The sequence below is a fragment of the Salmonella sp. NW722 genome (genome assembly GCF_051702785.1).
GTDB classification, from domain to species: domain Bacteria; phylum Pseudomonadota; class Gammaproteobacteria; order Enterobacterales; family Enterobacteriaceae; genus Salmonella; species Salmonella enterica.
The window spans coordinates 339,729-355,260 of the sequence record NZ_JAMMIN010000006.1 but is presented as its reverse complement, the minus strand read 5'-3'; the positions used below and the strand labels follow the sequence as shown (position 1 = coordinate 355,260).

General features: G+C 54.5%; 13 protein-coding genes. 10 read left to right on the top strand and 3 right to left on the bottom strand.

What is annotated here, in order from left to right:
- Window positions 1-17: 17 nt before the first annotated feature.
- Genes yrfG through hslO form a run of 3 tightly spaced genes read left to right on the top strand, consistent with a single transcriptional unit; the run spans window position 18 to window position 2,001 of the window.
- Complete coding sequence (gene yrfG / locus NA330_RS17115) at window positions 18-686, top strand: GMP/IMP nucleotidase (RefSeq protein ID WP_001520508.1); 669 nt, start codon at window positions 18-20, stop codon at window positions 684-686.
- Window positions 687-696: 10 nt separating this feature from the next.
- Window positions 697-1,098, top strand: coding sequence for a ribosome-associated heat shock protein Hsp15 (hslR, locus tag NA330_RS17110; RefSeq protein ID WP_000660723.1), 402 nt, complete (start codon window positions 697-699; stop codon window positions 1,096-1,098).
- Between the two features lie 24 nt (window positions 1,099-1,122).
- Window positions 1,123-2,001, top strand: coding sequence for an Hsp33 family molecular chaperone HslO (hslO, locus tag NA330_RS17105; protein WP_001135571.1), 879 nt, complete (start codon window positions 1,123-1,125; stop codon window positions 1,999-2,001).
- A 110-nt stretch (window positions 2,002-2,111) separates the two neighbouring features.
- Here hslO and NA330_RS17100 read toward each other — a convergent pair whose 3' ends face one another.
- Window positions 2,112-3,821, bottom strand: coding sequence for a DUF4153 domain-containing protein (locus tag NA330_RS17100; protein ID WP_000446459.1), 1,710 nt, complete (start codon window positions 3,819-3,821; stop codon window positions 2,112-2,114).
- 379 nt (window positions 3,822-4,200) lie between these two features.
- On the opposite strand from NA330_RS17100, the gene pckA reads away from it, so the two are divergent.
- A complete protein-coding gene (gene pckA / locus NA330_RS17095) occupies window positions 4,201-5,820 on the top strand; it encodes a phosphoenolpyruvate carboxykinase (ATP) (RefSeq protein WP_052894928.1) in 1,620 nt (539 codons plus the stop codon).
- A 74-nt stretch (window positions 5,821-5,894) separates the two neighbouring features.
- Here the strand turns inward: pckA and envZ are convergent, their stop codons facing one another.
- Window positions 5,895-7,247, bottom strand: a complete 1,353-nt coding sequence (envZ, locus tag NA330_RS17090) for a two-component system sensor histidine kinase EnvZ (protein ID WP_001253818.1) — start codon at window positions 7,245-7,247, stop codon at window positions 5,895-5,897.
- Window positions 7,244-7,963 (bottom strand): osmolarity response regulator transcription factor OmpR, encoded by a 720-nt coding sequence (gene ompR / locus NA330_RS17085; protein ID WP_001157751.1) that lies wholly within the window; start codon window positions 7,961-7,963, stop codon window positions 7,244-7,246. The genes envZ and ompR overlap by 4 nt, the downstream gene beginning before the upstream one ends.
- Before the next feature lie 225 nt (window positions 7,964-8,188).
- Here ompR and greB point away from each other — a divergent pair, with 225 nt between their 5' ends.
- The 6 genes from greB (at window position 8,189) to NA330_RS17055 (ending at window position 15,502) form a co-directional block, all read left to right on the top strand.
- Window positions 8,189-8,662, top strand: coding sequence for a transcription elongation factor GreB (gene greB / locus NA330_RS17080; protein WP_000856695.1), 474 nt, complete (start codon window positions 8,189-8,191; stop codon window positions 8,660-8,662).
- A gap of 98 nt (window positions 8,663-8,760) precedes the next feature.
- Window positions 8,761-11,091, top strand: coding sequence for a Tex family protein (locus NA330_RS17075; protein WP_023241902.1), 2,331 nt, complete (start codon window positions 8,761-8,763; stop codon window positions 11,089-11,091).
- A 436-nt stretch (window positions 11,092-11,527) separates the two neighbouring features.
- Complete coding sequence (feoA, locus tag NA330_RS17070) at window positions 11,528-11,755, top strand: ferrous iron transporter A (protein ID WP_001160955.1); 228 nt, start codon at window positions 11,528-11,530, stop codon at window positions 11,753-11,755.
- 18 nt (window positions 11,756-11,773) lie between these two features.
- Entirely contained in the window at window positions 11,774-14,092 is a 2,319-nt protein-coding gene (gene feoB, locus NA330_RS17065) for a Fe(2+) transporter permease subunit FeoB (protein ID WP_023241901.1), read from the top strand.
- A 12-nt stretch (window positions 14,093-14,104) separates the two neighbouring features.
- Complete coding sequence (feoC, locus tag NA330_RS17060) at window positions 14,105-14,341, top strand: [Fe-S]-dependent transcriptional repressor FeoC (protein ID WP_000157587.1); 237 nt, start codon at window positions 14,105-14,107, stop codon at window positions 14,339-14,341.
- A gap of 234 nt (window positions 14,342-14,575) precedes the next feature.
- On the top strand, window positions 14,576-15,502 hold the full coding sequence (locus NA330_RS17055; RefSeq protein ID WP_023241900.1) for an Rpn family recombination-promoting nuclease/putative transposase: 927 nt from the start codon (window positions 14,576-14,578) through the stop codon (window positions 15,500-15,502).
- The last annotated feature ends 30 nt before the right edge of the window (window positions 15,503-15,532 follow it).

Genomic DNA, 15,532 nt, shown 5'->3' with positions numbered 1-15,532 from the left:
TTACCCTGGAGTTCCCCATGCATATTGATATTGACTGGCAAAACGTGGATACCGTTTTGCTGGATATGGACGGCACGCTGCTCGATCTCGCGTTCGATAACTATTTCTGGCAAAAGCTGGTACCGGAAACCTACGGCGCGCAGCAGGGTATTTCGCCGCAGGACGCGCAGGAATATATTCGTCAGCAGTATCATGCCGTACAGCATACGCTAAACTGGTACTGTCTGGATTACTGGAGCGAGCGTCTGGGTCTGGATATTTGCGCCATGACGACGGCGCAAGGACCGCGCGCCGTTTTGCGCGACGATACCGTACCGTTTCTGAATGCGTTAAAAGCCAGCGGAAAACGTCGGATTCTGCTCACCAATGCGCATCCACATAACCTGGCGGTGAAGCTGGAGCATACCGGTCTGGCCTCACACCTTGATTTATTACTTTCCACCCACACATTTGGTTATCCCAAAGAGGATCAGCGGTTATGGCGCGCTGTCACTGAGGAAACGGGAATAAGCGCAGAGAAAACGCTGTTTATCGATGACAGCGAACCGATTCTCGACGCCGCCGCCCGGTTTGGTATTCGCTACTGTCTTGGCGTGACGAATCCCGATTCCGGCCTGGCGGAAAAGCACTATACGCGCCATCCGTCCCTGAACGACTACCGCCGTCTGATCCCCTCGCTGATGTGAAGGAGACGCCATGAAAGAAAAGTCCTCCGTTGAGGTCAGACTGGATAAATGGCTGTGGGCCGCGCGTTTTTATAAAACCCGCGCGATGGCCCGCGAGATGATTGAAGGCGGTAAGGTGCATTACAACGGCCAGCGCAGTAAGCCGAGCAAAATCGTCGAGCTGAACGCAACCCTTACCCTGCGTCAGGGAAATGACGAACGGACGGTGATCGTTAAAGCCATCACCGAACAGCGCCGTCCGGCCAGCGAAGCCGTCGCTCTGTATGAAGAGACGGCGGAAAGCGTGGAAAAACGCGAAAAAATGGCGCAGGCGCGCAAGCTTAACGCCCTGACCATGCCGCATCCGGACAGGCGACCGGACAAGAAAGAGCGCCGCGACCTGTTACGATTTAAACACGGCGACAGCGAATAACTGTCACCCGCAAGAGAGATGATTATGCCGCAACATGACCAATTACATCGTTATCTGTTTGAAAACTTTGCCGTTCGCGGCGAGCTGGTGACCGTTTCGGAAACCTTGCAACAGATCCTCGACAATCATACCTACCCGCAGCCGGTGAAAACCGTACTGGCCGAACTGCTGGTCGCCACTAGCCTGCTGACCGCGACGCTGAAGTTTGCCGGTGACATTACGGTACAGCTCCAGGGCGATGGGCCGTTAAGCCTGGCGGTGATCAATGGCAATAATCAGCAGCAGATGCGCGGCGTGGCTCGCGTTCAGGGCGATATCCCTGACAATGCGGATCTCAAAACGCTGGTTGGCAACGGCTATCTGGTGATCACCATTACGCCGGAAGAGGGTGAACGCTATCAGGGCGTGGTGGGTCTGGAAGGCGATACTCTGGCGGCGTGCCTGGAAGATTACTTCCTGCGCTCCGAGCAGTTGCCGACGCGCCTGTTTATTCGTACCGGCGATGTCGACGGTAAACCGGCGGCAGGTGGAATGTTGCTCCAGGTGATGCCGGCACAGAACGCGCAGGCGGAGGATTTCGACCATCTGGCTATGTTGACGGAAACCATTAAAAGCGAAGAGCTGCTGACGTTACCGGCAAATGACGTGCTGTGGCGTTTGTATCACGAAGAAGAAGTCACGCTCTACGATCCGCAAGATGTTGAATTCAAATGCACCTGTTCACGCGAACGTTGCGCGGGCGCGCTGAAAACATTGCCGGATGAAGAAGTGGACAGCATTCTGGCGGAAGAAGGCGAAATCGATATGCACTGCGATTACTGCGGCAATCATTACCTGTTCAATGCGATGGATATCGCGGAGATCCGTAACAACGCCTCTCCTGCCGATCCACAGGTTCATTAATCGCCTTTCAGTCGACAACATCATTGCCTGATGGCGCTGCGCTTATCTGGCCTACAGCATCCCGCTCCGTAGGCCGGATAAGGCATTTATGCCGCCATCCGGCAAAAAGCTTACTCGTTGTAGTAATCCACATCCAACCGCTGACCATCAACAATGATATCGCGCCAGGCTTTGGGGGCTGAGTCTAACCGATGCCCGGCAATCGCGTGCAACAGTTGCGTCTTAGAAAACCCGTCCGGCAATCGGGCGAACGCTTTCTGCGTCCATTTCCCCTCTTTTAAGCCGTAGACCTGGCTCTCGGCAACAATAAAGTTATACAGCACCTGCTCAGGCTGACCGTCGCCGTTAAGATCCTGACTCACCAGCACGCAGGCATCCGGTTCAAGGCAGGAATCGTCCGAATAACTCTGCTCTTTGACAAACGCCCAAAATGCGGCATCCGGCTTCTGGCTACCGGGCGCAATCATCACCACCCGCGCTAAATCGTCCGCCGTCGGAGAGACCTTATTTCTCTGCAAAAACGTCATCAGTTTACGATTGCGCTTTCTGTTCTGCGTAAACGCCTCGTCATCCCGCAACGATTTCAGCGCTTCCTGGCCAGGTTTGCCGCTGTGATCCAGCATATACAGGCTGATCTGATCCGCAGTAATTTTACCGCTATGGTAACGCGCCATATGGCTGTTGACGCTAATACGCCAGACATCAAGTACAGGCGAGGCCAGCAACAGCAATATCACCAGCGTCAACAAAGAGACGCTCAGTATCACCTTGCCTTGCCACTCACCAGGGTCGCGTCCGCGGCGTAACAGACCGATTAGATAACCGAAGGACCATACCAGCAAGACAGACGCCGTCAGCGCGCCATACAGACGATCCGGCGTCCAGCCGTATTGCTGAATGCGTACCCATAACGCCCAGCCCGCCAGCAGCATATATATCGGGGCAACGCACAGCGAGGCGCTAATCATGCCGCGTAGTACGCGCGGATAGGGTAATACGCGCTTTTGCGGTTCGTTGACAATCGCCACGAGGAGCAGCAGCATCAGCGTCAGCGTGGATAGCAGCCCCGCAGCGGAAACACGCGCAGAAATCGCCTCCAGTCCGGTAAAGGGTAACGTCACAATAAACAGCAATGCCAGCAGCGACACCACCGGCAGTAAACCTGTCGCGATCAGCGTCAACAGCTTTTGCACCGCCGCCACAAGGCGCGACTGCGTGCGGGCGAGAATGACCGCCAGCGCCGTAATCAGGCCGATGGTCACATAAATAAAGGCTTCAGTTTCAAAGAAGAGGGTGCTGAAAAAGCGGATGCCCACCAGCCTGAATAGCGCGCTCCAGAGCAGAAGCACCAGCCAGAACAGTCCGTTGGCGACCAGGACGATAAACAATGTCAGTACGTTATGCCATAACCGCAGATAAAACTGGGGATAACGCGCCGAACCGGTTTGCGAATGTAACTGATATTGCATCCAGGGTAAGACCAGCATCGCCATCAACACAAGCCGGAGACCATACAGCCAGAGGAGCTCGGCCAGGCGCCATTTCTCCACCGTCTCAACCTGCCATTTCAGCCAGCCGCTCATTGCCAGCACGACCACAAAGGTCAGCCCCAGCCAGCCCCACAGCGCGCGCTGTTTAAAAGAGACCACGGTAAGCAATAGCATTGACGACAACGCTATCGTCGCAGGCATACCATAGAACAGCCAGTCGCTATTTTGTGGTACCAGCCAGGCCATCAGCAGGTAGCACAAAACGCCCTGCAGCAAACCGGTGAGCAACATACCCCAGCGAGTAGTACGTGAAAGCGCTACACTTTCCATGTCGTTATCCAGAATGATGAGAAAGCCGCATTATTGCATCATCTGTTCACCGCCAGGCGTCGTCATGCATAATTCAGAAAAAAACGCAGAGAGGTGAATCGATATTGTTAATGTTGGTGTTACGTAACTTTCTTACATGAATGCGATTACAGTCACATTATGTCGGTCAAAAACACTTCCTTTTAACGTTTTCAGAACATTTTCCACAACAAAAGTAGGTTTCCTGCCATAATAACCGCCGCTGCGTGACAGGAGTCACAGTGTTTTTCGTCAATCGTGATTTTGTCCAGATACGTAAATCTATGAGCCTTGTCGCGGTTAACCAACCTCAAAAAACCTTACTATTTTCGGTAATATATATTGGCTAAGGAGCAGTGATATGCGCGTTAACAATTTAACCCCGCAAGATCTCAAGGCTTATGGTATCAACGACGTCCAGGATATCGTTTACAATCCCAGCTACGACACCCTTTATCAGGAAGAACTTAATCCTGGTCTGGAAGGCTATGAGCGTGGCGTGTTAACTAACCTGGGCGCTGTTGCCGTTGATACCGGTATTTTTACCGGTCGTTCGCCTAAGGATAAGTATATTGTTCGCGACGACACCACGCGTGATACGCTGTGGTGGTCCGATAAGGGTAAAGGTAAAAACGATAATAAGCCGCTTTCCCAGGAAACCTGGCAACACCTGAAAGGTCTGGTGACGCATCAGCTTTCCGGTAAACGCTTATTCATTGTTGATGCGTTCTGCGGCGCAAATGCCGATACGCGTCTTTCCGTGCGCTTTATTACGGAAGTCGCCTGGCAGGCCCACTTCGTTAAAAATATGTTCATTCGCCCAACGGACGAAGAGCTGGTAGGCTTCAAACCTGACTTTATTGTCATGAACGGCGCGAAGTGCACCAACCCGCAGTGGAAAGAGCAAGGGCTGAACTCGGAAAACTTCGTGGCGTTCAACCTGACGGAACGTATTCAGCTTATTGGCGGCACCTGGTACGGCGGCGAAATGAAAAAAGGGATGTTCTCGGTAATGAACTACCTGCTGCCGCTCAAAGGTATCGCCTCAATGCACTGTTCCGCCAACGTGGGTGAAAAAGGCGATGTCGCGGTCTTCTTCGGCCTTTCCGGTACCGGAAAAACCACTCTGTCCACCGACCCGAAACGTCGTCTGATTGGCGATGATGAGCACGGTTGGGATGACGACGGCGTGTTCAACTTTGAAGGCGGCTGCTACGCCAAAACCATCAAACTGTCGAAAGAAGCGGAGCCAGAAATTTATCATGCGATTCGCCGTGATGCGTTGCTGGAAAACGTCACCGTGCGCGAAGACGGCACCGTTGATTTCGACGATGGTTCCAAAACCGAAAACACCCGCGTCTCTTACCCGATCTATCATATCGATAACATCGTTAAGCCCGTGTCCAAAGCAGGTCACGCCACCAAGGTTATCTTCCTGACGGCGGATGCTTTCGGCGTGCTGCCGCCGGTTTCCCGTTTAACCGCTAACCAGACGCAGTACCACTTCCTGTCGGGTTTCACCGCTAAACTGGCCGGCACCGAACGCGGCGTCACCGAACCGACCCCCACCTTCTCCGCCTGCTTCGGCGCCGCGTTCCTGACGCTGCACCCAACGCAGTATGCTGAGGTGCTGGTGAAACGTATGCAGGCAGCAGGCGCGCAGGCTTATCTGGTTAACACCGGCTGGAATGGCACCGGCAAACGTATCTCCATCAAAGATACGCGCGCGATTATCGACGCCATTCTGAACGGTTCTCTTGATAACGCGGAAACCTTCCGTCTGCCGCTGTTCGATCTGGCGATCCCGACTGAACTGCCAGGCGTGGAAACCCACATTCTCGACCCACGTAACACCTACGCGTCGCCGGAACAATGGCAGGAAAAAGCCACCGCGCTGGCGAAACTGTTCATTGAGAACTTCGAGAAGTATACGGATACCCCGGCAGGCGAAGCGCTGGTTAGCGCCGGACCGAAGCTGTAAGGAACAGGCCGGATGGCGGCTTTGAACAGCGTCATCCAGCGTTAAGAAGACAGGGAGGGTAATACCTCCCTTTCTTATGCCTCTTTTGTCGTCCCCTGGACGCGAGCCACAGGAACCGGTAGCCAGGCGCGAATCGACAATCCGCCACGCTCGCTGGTGCCAATCTCCAGCATCCCGTTATGGTTATCGATAATGCGCTGCACAATCGCCAGCCCCAGCCCTGTGCCGCTGGTGCTACGGGCGCTGTCGCCGCGTACAAAAGGCTGGAACAGATGTTTACGCTGCTCCGGCTTAATGCCCGGCCCGTCATCTTCTACCTGGAACCAGGCGCGATGCGACTCGGTGCCGCTGCTGACCTTAATCCAGCCGTTGCCATAGCGGGCAGCATTGACCACCATATTCGCCACCGCGCGCTTAATCGAGAGCGGGTGCATTTTCACCTGGATACTGCCTGCCTGAAGCGCAGTGTTAATCTCACGCTCATAGCCGCTTTCCGCCGCAATCACCTCGCCCAGTACGGAATTGAGATCCGCCATCTCCATTGGCATTTCCTGACCGGTACGCAGATAGTCAATAAACTGTTCGATAATGGCGTTACACTCTTCGATGTCTTTATTGATCGACTCCGCGAGATAACCGTCTTCCTCGCCCATCATCTCCGTCGCCAGACGAATACGGGTCAGCGGCGTGCGCAAGTCGTGGCTGACGCCCGCCATCAATAGCGTACGGTCATCGGCCAATTGTTTCACGCCGGCGGCCATATGGTTAAACGCCCGGGTCACAGAGCGCACCTCAGAGGCGCCATATTCACGCAGCGGCGGCGGAATAATTCCCTTCCCTACCTGCAAGGCGGCATGTTCAAGATCCACTAACGGTCGGTTCTGTATACGAATAAACAGCCACGCGCCGCCTATCGCCAGGAGCATGATCGCCAGCGTGTAACGGAAAAGCGGAGAAAAATCGCCCTGATGAATTTCAGTCAGCGGCACGCGCACCCAGATATTGGGCGACAGCCAGGTTTTGAGCCACACGACGGGCGAGCTTTTGTTGACCTCAACCCGCACTTCCGTCGGGCCGCCTAATTGCTGCGCCATCTGGTGGCTTAAGAATTCGTAGTGTTGCGCCCAACGCAGCCCGGCCTCTTCGGCGGCTTCGTTGGTGTAGAGAGAGATCCCCAGCTCGCGATAGATTTCCCGGCGAAACGCAGGCGGCACGACTAACTGCGTGCCGTCCTCCAGTTGCAGCTTATCGGTCATCAGCATACGGACTTCGTAAGCCAGAACCTTATTAAACTGCTGGAGGCTCGGCAAAATCGCGAAGTTCAGCACCACCAGGTAGGTCGTCACCAGGCTGACGAACAGCAAGGTGACGATGAGCAACAGCGTGCGGGCAAATGAACTTCGCGGCGAGAAGCGCATTCGCCTCATGCTTTAGAACCGTCCGGTACGAAGACGTAGCCCAGGCCCCATACGGTCTGAATATAACGCGGATGTGCCGGATCTTCCTCCACCATACGGCGCAGGCGGGAGATCTGGACGTCGATGGAGCGTTCCATCGCGGAATACTCGCGGCCACGGGCCAGATTCATCAGCTTGTCGCGAGAGAGCGGCTCGCGCGGATGGCTGACTAACGCTTTCAGTACCGCAAACTCCCCGCTGGTCAGCGGCATCGGTTCATCTTCACGGAACATCTCGCGCGTACCGAGGTTCAGTTTAAACTTACCGAACGCGATAACGGCCTCTTCCTGCGACGGCGCGCCGGGCAGTTCGTTTGCCTGACGACGTAGCACGGCGCGGATACGCGCCAACAGCTCGCGCGGGTTAAACGGTTTAGGAATGTAGTCATCGGCGCCGATTTCCAGCCCGACGATACGGTCAACTTCTTCACCCTTCGCCGTGACCATAATGATCGGCATTGGATTACTTTGACTACGCAGGCGACGACAAATCGACAGACCATCTTCACCTGGCAGCATTAAATCCAGTACCATGAGATGGAAAGATTCACGGGTCAGCAGACGATCCATCTGCTCGGCGTTAGCGACGCTTCGAACCTGGAAGCCCTGCTCGGTCAGATAACGTTCCAGTAGCGCCCGCAGACGCATATCGTCATCAACCACCAGAATCTTATAATTCTCTTGCATTGTCTGTACTCCCAAAGGTTCGCAACAAATGTAAGTGTGTATTCTTAAAAAAGCTCACGTGAGTCACCAGCAAATTCTGGTATGAATTTCAGGCTAAATTGTTACAAAGCATATTTAACAGCAGCTTAAATATACAATTAATCGGCAACCCCATTATTTATTCTGTCGGGACGATCACGTTATACCCCGTGTGCGCAATATCGACAGCAAAGGTAAATCAACGAGATGAAAACGCCCCTGATCACCCGCGAAGGGTACGAAACACTCAAACAAGAGCTCAATTATCTCTGGCGTGAAGAGCGCCCGGAGGTCACCAAAAAAGTGACCTGGGCTGCGAGTCTGGGCGACCGCAGCGAGAATGCCGACTATCAGTATAATAAAAAGCGCCTGCGTGAGATCGACAGACGCGTCAGATATCTGACCAAATGCATGGAAAATCTCAAAATCGTGGATTATTCCCCGCAGCAGGAGGGCAAAGTCTTCTTCGGCGCCTGGGTGGAAATTGAAAATGATGACGGCGATACGCTGAAGTTCCGCATTGTCGGCTACGATGAAATTTTCGGACGTAAGGATTACATCTCTATCGACTCGCCGATGGCGCGGGCGCTACTGAAAAAAGAAGTGGGCGATCTGGCGGTGGTCAACACCCCTGTCGGCGAAGCAAACTGGTACGTCAATGCGATCGAATACGTCAAATAAGACAAGAAGAATCCTAAGCCCCCGCTGATGGCTGGCATTTTTGCCAGCCAATCCGTATAACTATCCCCTGATTTTTATCCTGAAGACGAAGCTAACCCATGATGAATGATTCTTTCTGCCGCATTATTGCGGGTGAAATCCAGGCAAATGCCGGGCAGGTTGAAGCTGCCGTTCGCCTGCTTGACGAAGGGAACACCGTGCCGTTTATCGCACGTTATCGTAAAGAAATCACCGGCGGTCTGGATGACACGCAGTTGCGTAACCTGGAAACGCGTCTGGGCTATCTGCGTGAGCTGGAAGACAGGCGTCAGGCCATCCTCAAGTCCATTTCCGAACAAGGCAAACTGACCGATGAGCTGGCTGGCGCCATCAACGCTACGTTAAGTAAGACCGAGCTCGAAGACCTCTACCTGCCCTATAAACCTAAACGCCGCACCCGTGGACAAATCGCCATTGAAGCCGGCCTTGAGCCGCTGGCCGATCTGCTCTGGAACGAGCCGTCCCACGATCCTGACGTGGAAGCGGCAAAGTACATTGATGGCGACAAAGGCGTGGCGGACACGAAAGCCGCGCTCGACGGCGCACGCTACATTCTGATGGAGCGCTTTGCCGAAGACGCCGCATTGCTGGCGAAAGTGCGTGATTACCTGTGGAAGAACGCCCATCTGGTCGCCACCGTCGTGAGCGGCAAAGAGGAAGAAGGGGCAAAATTCCGCGACTATTTCGACCATCATGAGCCCATTGCTAACGTCCCGTCTCACCGTGCGCTGGCCATGTTCCGTGGTCGTAACGAAGGCATTCTGCAACTTTCGCTCAATGCCGACCCACAGTTTGATGAGCCGCCAAAAGAAAGCTACTGCGAGCAAATCATCATGGACCATCTCGGCCTGCGGCTGAATAACGCCCCGGCGGATAGCTGGCGCAAAGGCGTAGTGAGCTGGACGTGGCGTATCAAAGTCTTAATGCACCTCGAAACCGAACTGATGGGCACCGTGCGCGAACGTGCGGAAGATGAAGCGATTAACGTGTTTGCCCGTAACCTGCACGACCTGCTGATGGCAGCCCCCGCAGGCCTGCGCGCCACGATGGGCCTTGATCCTGGCCTGCGTACCGGCGTAAAAGTCGCTGTCGTTGACGGCACCGGCAAGCTGGTGGCGACGGATACCATTTATCCGCATACCGGTCAGGCGGCCAAAGCGGCTACCGTGATCGCCGCGCTGTGCGAAAAATACCACGTCGAACTGGTCGCGATTGGCAACGGTACGGCCTCGCGTGAAACCGAACGCTTCTATCTCGACGTACAGAAACAGTTCCCGAACGTGACGGCGCAGAAAGTGATCGTCAGCGAAGCGGGGGCGTCCGTGTATTCAGCTTCTGAGCTGGCGGCGCAGGAGTTTCCGGATCTCGACGTCTCCCTGCGCGGCGCGGTCTCTATCGCGCGTCGTCTGCAGGATCCGCTGGCGGAACTGGTGAAAATCGATCCGAAATCGATCGGCGTCGGCCAATATCAACACGATGTCAGCCAGACCCAGTTGGCCCGTAAACTGGATGCGGTGGTCGAAGACTGCGTAAACGCCGTCGGCGTCGATTTGAATACCGCCTCCGTGCCGCTGCTGACCCGCGTCGCGGGCTTAACGCGCATGATGGCGCAAAACATTGTCGCCTGGCGCGATGAGAACGGTCAGTTTCAGAACCGCCAGCAACTGTTGAAGGTGAGCCGTCTGGGGCCGAAAGCGTTTGAGCAGTGCGCGGGCTTCCTACGTATTAACCACGGCGATAACCCGCTGGATGCCTCCACCGTCCACCCGGAAGCCTATCCGGTTGTCGAACGCATTCTGGCGGCGACGCAGCAAGCGCTAAAAGATCTGATGGGCAACAGCAACGAATTGCGTCACCTCAAGGCCGCTGATTTTACCGACGATAAATTCGGCGTGCCGACCGTGAGCGATATCATCAAAGAGCTGGAAAAACCGGGCCGCGACCCGCGTCCTGAATTTAAAACCGCGCAATTCGCCGATGGCGTCGAAACCATGAACGACCTGCTGCCGGGGATGATTCTGGAAGGGGCGGTCACTAACGTCACTAACTTCGGCGCGTTTGTCGATATCGGCGTTCATCAGGATGGCCTGGTGCATATCTCTTCCCTGTCGACTAAGTTCGTTGAAGATCCACACACCGTGGTGAAAGCGGGCGACATCGTGAAGGTGAAAGTGCTGGAAGTGGATCTGCAACGTAAGCGTATTGCGCTGACGATGCGTCTGGACGAACAGCCCGGCGAAACCGCCACTCGCCGCGGCGGCGGCGCCGATCGCGCTCAGGGCAACCGCCCGGCATCAAAAGCGGCGAAACCGCGCGGTCGTGACGCCCAGCCAGCCGGTAACAGCGCCATGATGGACGCGCTGGCAGCGGCAATGGGAAAAAAACGCTAATCGGGTAATACGCAGGCCGGGTTACTTCTTATCCGGCCTGCGATTTTGCAATACGTCCAACCCTTTCTTTTTTAATTAACAATTAAATCTTACCCATTAGAATCTGTTAATTAATTTCCTTCTGCTATCCGCACTATTAATTATCACTTTATTAACAGATGAAACCTTAATTAAACATTAAAAACGGTGGATATTTGCACAATAGGGGTATTTGCAAAAAGACAAATAAATGTTGAGCCATATCAACATCGGCGCAAATTATCGCTTATTTGTACATTCCGTCACATTTTAATCGTTGAAGATAGAAACCATTCTCATTATCATTGTGTTGTTGATTATTTACTCTTTCCTTCGTTGGCTAAACATCGGGTCTCCTGCCGCCCCCCTGAGCGCCGCATGAGGTATACATCCAGTTAGTAAGAAACAAGTAGGTCGTATGCAATTCACTCCTGACACTGCGTGGAAAATCACCGGCTTTGCGCGTGAAATCAGCCCGGCGTATCGTCAAAAACTGCTTTCGCTCGGCATGTTGCCCGGCTCTTCATTTAATGTCGTCCGCGTCGCGCCCTTAGGCGATCCGATCCATATCGAAACACGACGCGTGAGTCTGGTTTTGCGTAAAAAGGATTTGGCGTTAATAGAAGTGGAAGCGGTTTCCTGTTAATACAGTGAGTCTATAAAAATGAAAAAATTAACCATTGGTTTAATTGGTAATCCTAATTCCGGCAAGACCACCTTATTTAACCAACTCACCGGCGCGCGTCAGCGCGTGGGGAACTGGGCGGGCGTCACCGTCGAGCGTAAAGAGGGCCAGTTCGCGACAACTGACCACCAGGTCACGCTGGTAGATTTACCCGGCACCTATTCTCTGACGACCATCTCGTCACAAACCTCTCTCGACGAACAGATCGCCTGCCACTACATCCTGAGCGGCGACGCCGACCTGTTGATAAACGTTGTGGACGCCTCCAATCTGGAGCGCAACCTCTATTTGACGCTGCAACTGCTGGAGCTGGGTATTCCCTGTATTGTCGCGCTCAACATGCTGGATATCGCCGAAAAACAGCAGGTTCGTATTGATGTCGACGCTCTGTCCACGCGTCTGGGTTGCCCTGTCGTACCGCTGGTATCGACTCGCGGTCGCGGTATCGAGGCGCTGAAACTGGCCATTGACCGTCACAACGCTAACGACAACGTCGAACTGGTGCATTATGCCCAGCCGCTGCTGCGCGAAGCAGGTTTCCTGGCCGACGCGATGGCCCAGGAGATGCCTTTACAACAGCGCCGCTGGCTGGGTCTGCAAATGCTGGAGGGCGATATCTACAGCCGGGCCTACGCAGGCGAAGCGGCGCAAAACCTGGACACCTCCCTTGCCCGTCTGAAGGACGAAATGGACGACCCGGCGCTGCATATCGCCGACGCCCGTTATCAGTGTATCGCCGCTATTTGCGACGTGGTCAGCAATACCCTGACAGCCGAACCCAGCCGCTTCACCAGGGCGGTCGATAAAATTATTCTGAACCGCTTCCTCGGCTTACCGATTTTTTTGTTCGTGATGTACCTGATGTTCCTGCTCGCCATTAACATCGGCGGCGCGTTGCAACCCCTGTTTGATGCCGGTTCCGTCGCCATCTTTATTCATGGCATTCAATGGATTGGCTACACGTTGCACTTCCCGGATTGGTTAACCATCTTCCTGGCGCAAGGTCTTGGCGGCGGGATCAATACCGTCCTGCCGCTGGTGCCGCAAATCGGGATGATGTACCTGTTCCTCTCCTTCCTTGAAGACTCCGGTTATATGGCGCGCGCGGCCTTCGTCATGGATCGCCTGATGCAGGCGCTGGGACTACCGGGTAAATCCTTCGTGCCGCTGATTGTCGGCTTCGGCTGTAACGTACCTTCCGTGATGGGCGCCCGCACGCTTGACGCTCCGCGCGAACGCCTGATGACCATCATGATGGCGCCGTTTATGTCCTGTGGCGCGCGCCTGGCGATTTTCGCCGTCTTTGCCGCCGCCTTCTTCGGGCAAAACGGCGCGCTGGCGGTCTTCTCGCTGTACGTGCTGGGTATTGTCATGGCGGTATTAACCGGCCTGATGCTGAAGCATACCATTATGCGCGGCGAAGCCTCTCCGTTTGTGATGGAGCTGCCGGTTTACCACGTCCCGCATATCAAGAGCCTGATCATCCAGACCTGGCAACGCCTGAAAGGTTTTGTACTACGCGCCGGTAAAGTCATTATCATCGTGAGTATTTTCCTGAGCGCGTTTAACAGTTTCTCGCTGAGCGGCAAAATCGTCGATAACATTAATGACTCCGCCCTCGCCTCTTTAAGCCGGGTCATCACGCCAGTCTTTAAACCGATCGGCGTCCATGAGGATAACTGGCAAGCGACCGTGGGTCTGTTTACGGGCGCCATGGCGAAAGAGGTTGTCGTCGGTACGCTGAACACGCTCTACACCGCCGAAAATATTCAGGACGAAGCGTTTAATCCTGCCGACTTCCACCTCGGCGATGAACTGCTGGGCGCGGTTGACGATACCTGGCAAAGCCTGAAAGACACCTTTAGCCTGAGCGTACTGGCTAACCCGATCGAAGCGAGTAAAGGCGACGGCGAAATGGCGACCGGCGCGATGGGCGTGATGGATCAAAAATTCGGCAGCGCCGCGGCGGCGTACAGTTACCTGATTTTCGTCCTGCTTTACGTACCGTGTATCTCGGTAATGGGCGCTATCGCCCGCGAGTCCAGCCGCGGCTGGATGGGCTTCTCCATCCTGTGGGGACTGAATATCGCCTATTCGCTCGCCACGCTGTTCTACCAGGTTACCAGCTTCAGTCAACACCCGACATACAGCCTGATCTGTATTCTGGCAGTGATCGTCTTTAACGTTGTGGTGTTAAGCCTGTTGCGCCGCGCCCGCAGCCGTGTAGACATTGAACTGCTGGCAACCCGCAAAAACGTCAGTTCCTGTTGTTCGGGCACTGCGGGCAATTGTCACTAAGGGATGTAAAAAATGGCTTCATTGATACAGGTTCGCGATCTACTGGCGCTACGGGGGCGTATGGAGGCAACACAGATCAGCCATACGCTGCACGCTCCGCAGCCCATGATCGACGCCATGCTGAATCAACTGGAGATCATGGGTAAAGCGGTACGTATCCCGGAAGAAGCGGACGGCTGCCTTTCAGGCAGCTGTAAAAGTTGTCCGGAAGGTAAAGCCTGCCTGCGCGAATGGTGGGCCTTGCGTTAGCCTTCGCCGGGTAGCGACGTAACGCGTCTTATCCGGCCTTTATCCCGCGTTATGTTGCCCGGTACGCGTCACGCTGCCGGGCAATTTTGCGTCATGCCTTCCACAAAGATGAAAGCGTTACCGCCGTGCGCATTTATCTCCCCACGCGCCTCGCAAGCGCACTAATCCTCTACTGCAATCAGCCCGGTCTGCGCGTAGTGTCACGCCATTGAACTTCACCGATGACGGATCGATATGGCGACCTCAACAACATCCACGCCGCATGACGCGGTATTCAAACAGTTTCTATGCCACCCCGATACTGCACGGGATTTTTTGGAAATTCATCTCCCGACGACATTACGTCAAATCTGTAATCTGAATACGTTACGGCTGGAGTCCGGTAGCTTTATTGAAGAGGATTTACGCCCCCATTATTCCGATATTCTTTGGTCGCTGGAAACAAGTGAAGGTGAAGGTTACATTTACGTGGTTATTGAACATCAGAGTACGCCGGACGCGCATATGGCATTTCGGCTGATGCGTTACGCAATGGCTGCAATGCAACGGCACCTGGAGGCCGGGCATAAGACGTTGCCGTTAGTGGTGCCAATGCTGTTTTATCACGGAAACCGCAGCCCGTATCCGTTCTCATTATGCTGGCTGGATGAATTTGCCGACCCGGTGATGGCGCGTAAGCTATACGCCACCGCCTTTCCTCTGGTCGATATTACGGTCGTGCCGGATGACGAGATTATGCGGCACCGACGGGTCGCGCTGCTGGAACTCATACAAAAACACATCCGCCAGCGTGATCTGATGGGGCTTGTCGAACAGCTGGTCGCCCTGCTGGTTAAGGGATACGCTAATGACACCCAGCTTCAAAGTTTGTTTAATTACATGATGCACACTGGCGACGCCGCGCGCTTCAATACGTTTATCCGCCAGGTGGCTATGCGTATCCCACAGCATAAGGAGAAGATCATGACTATCGCAGACAGATTACGTCAGGAAGGGCATCGTAACGGGTTACAGAAAGGGCTACAGCAAGGCAAACAGGAAGGCCAACGGCTCGCCGCATTGCGCATTGCCCGCTCCATGCTAAACGATGGTTTCGATCGCGATACCGTGCTTCGGGTTACCGGGCTGGCGCCTGCCGATCTGGCGTCTGAAAACCATTAATCTGGCAGAATGGTCCGGGCCCGGCAACGC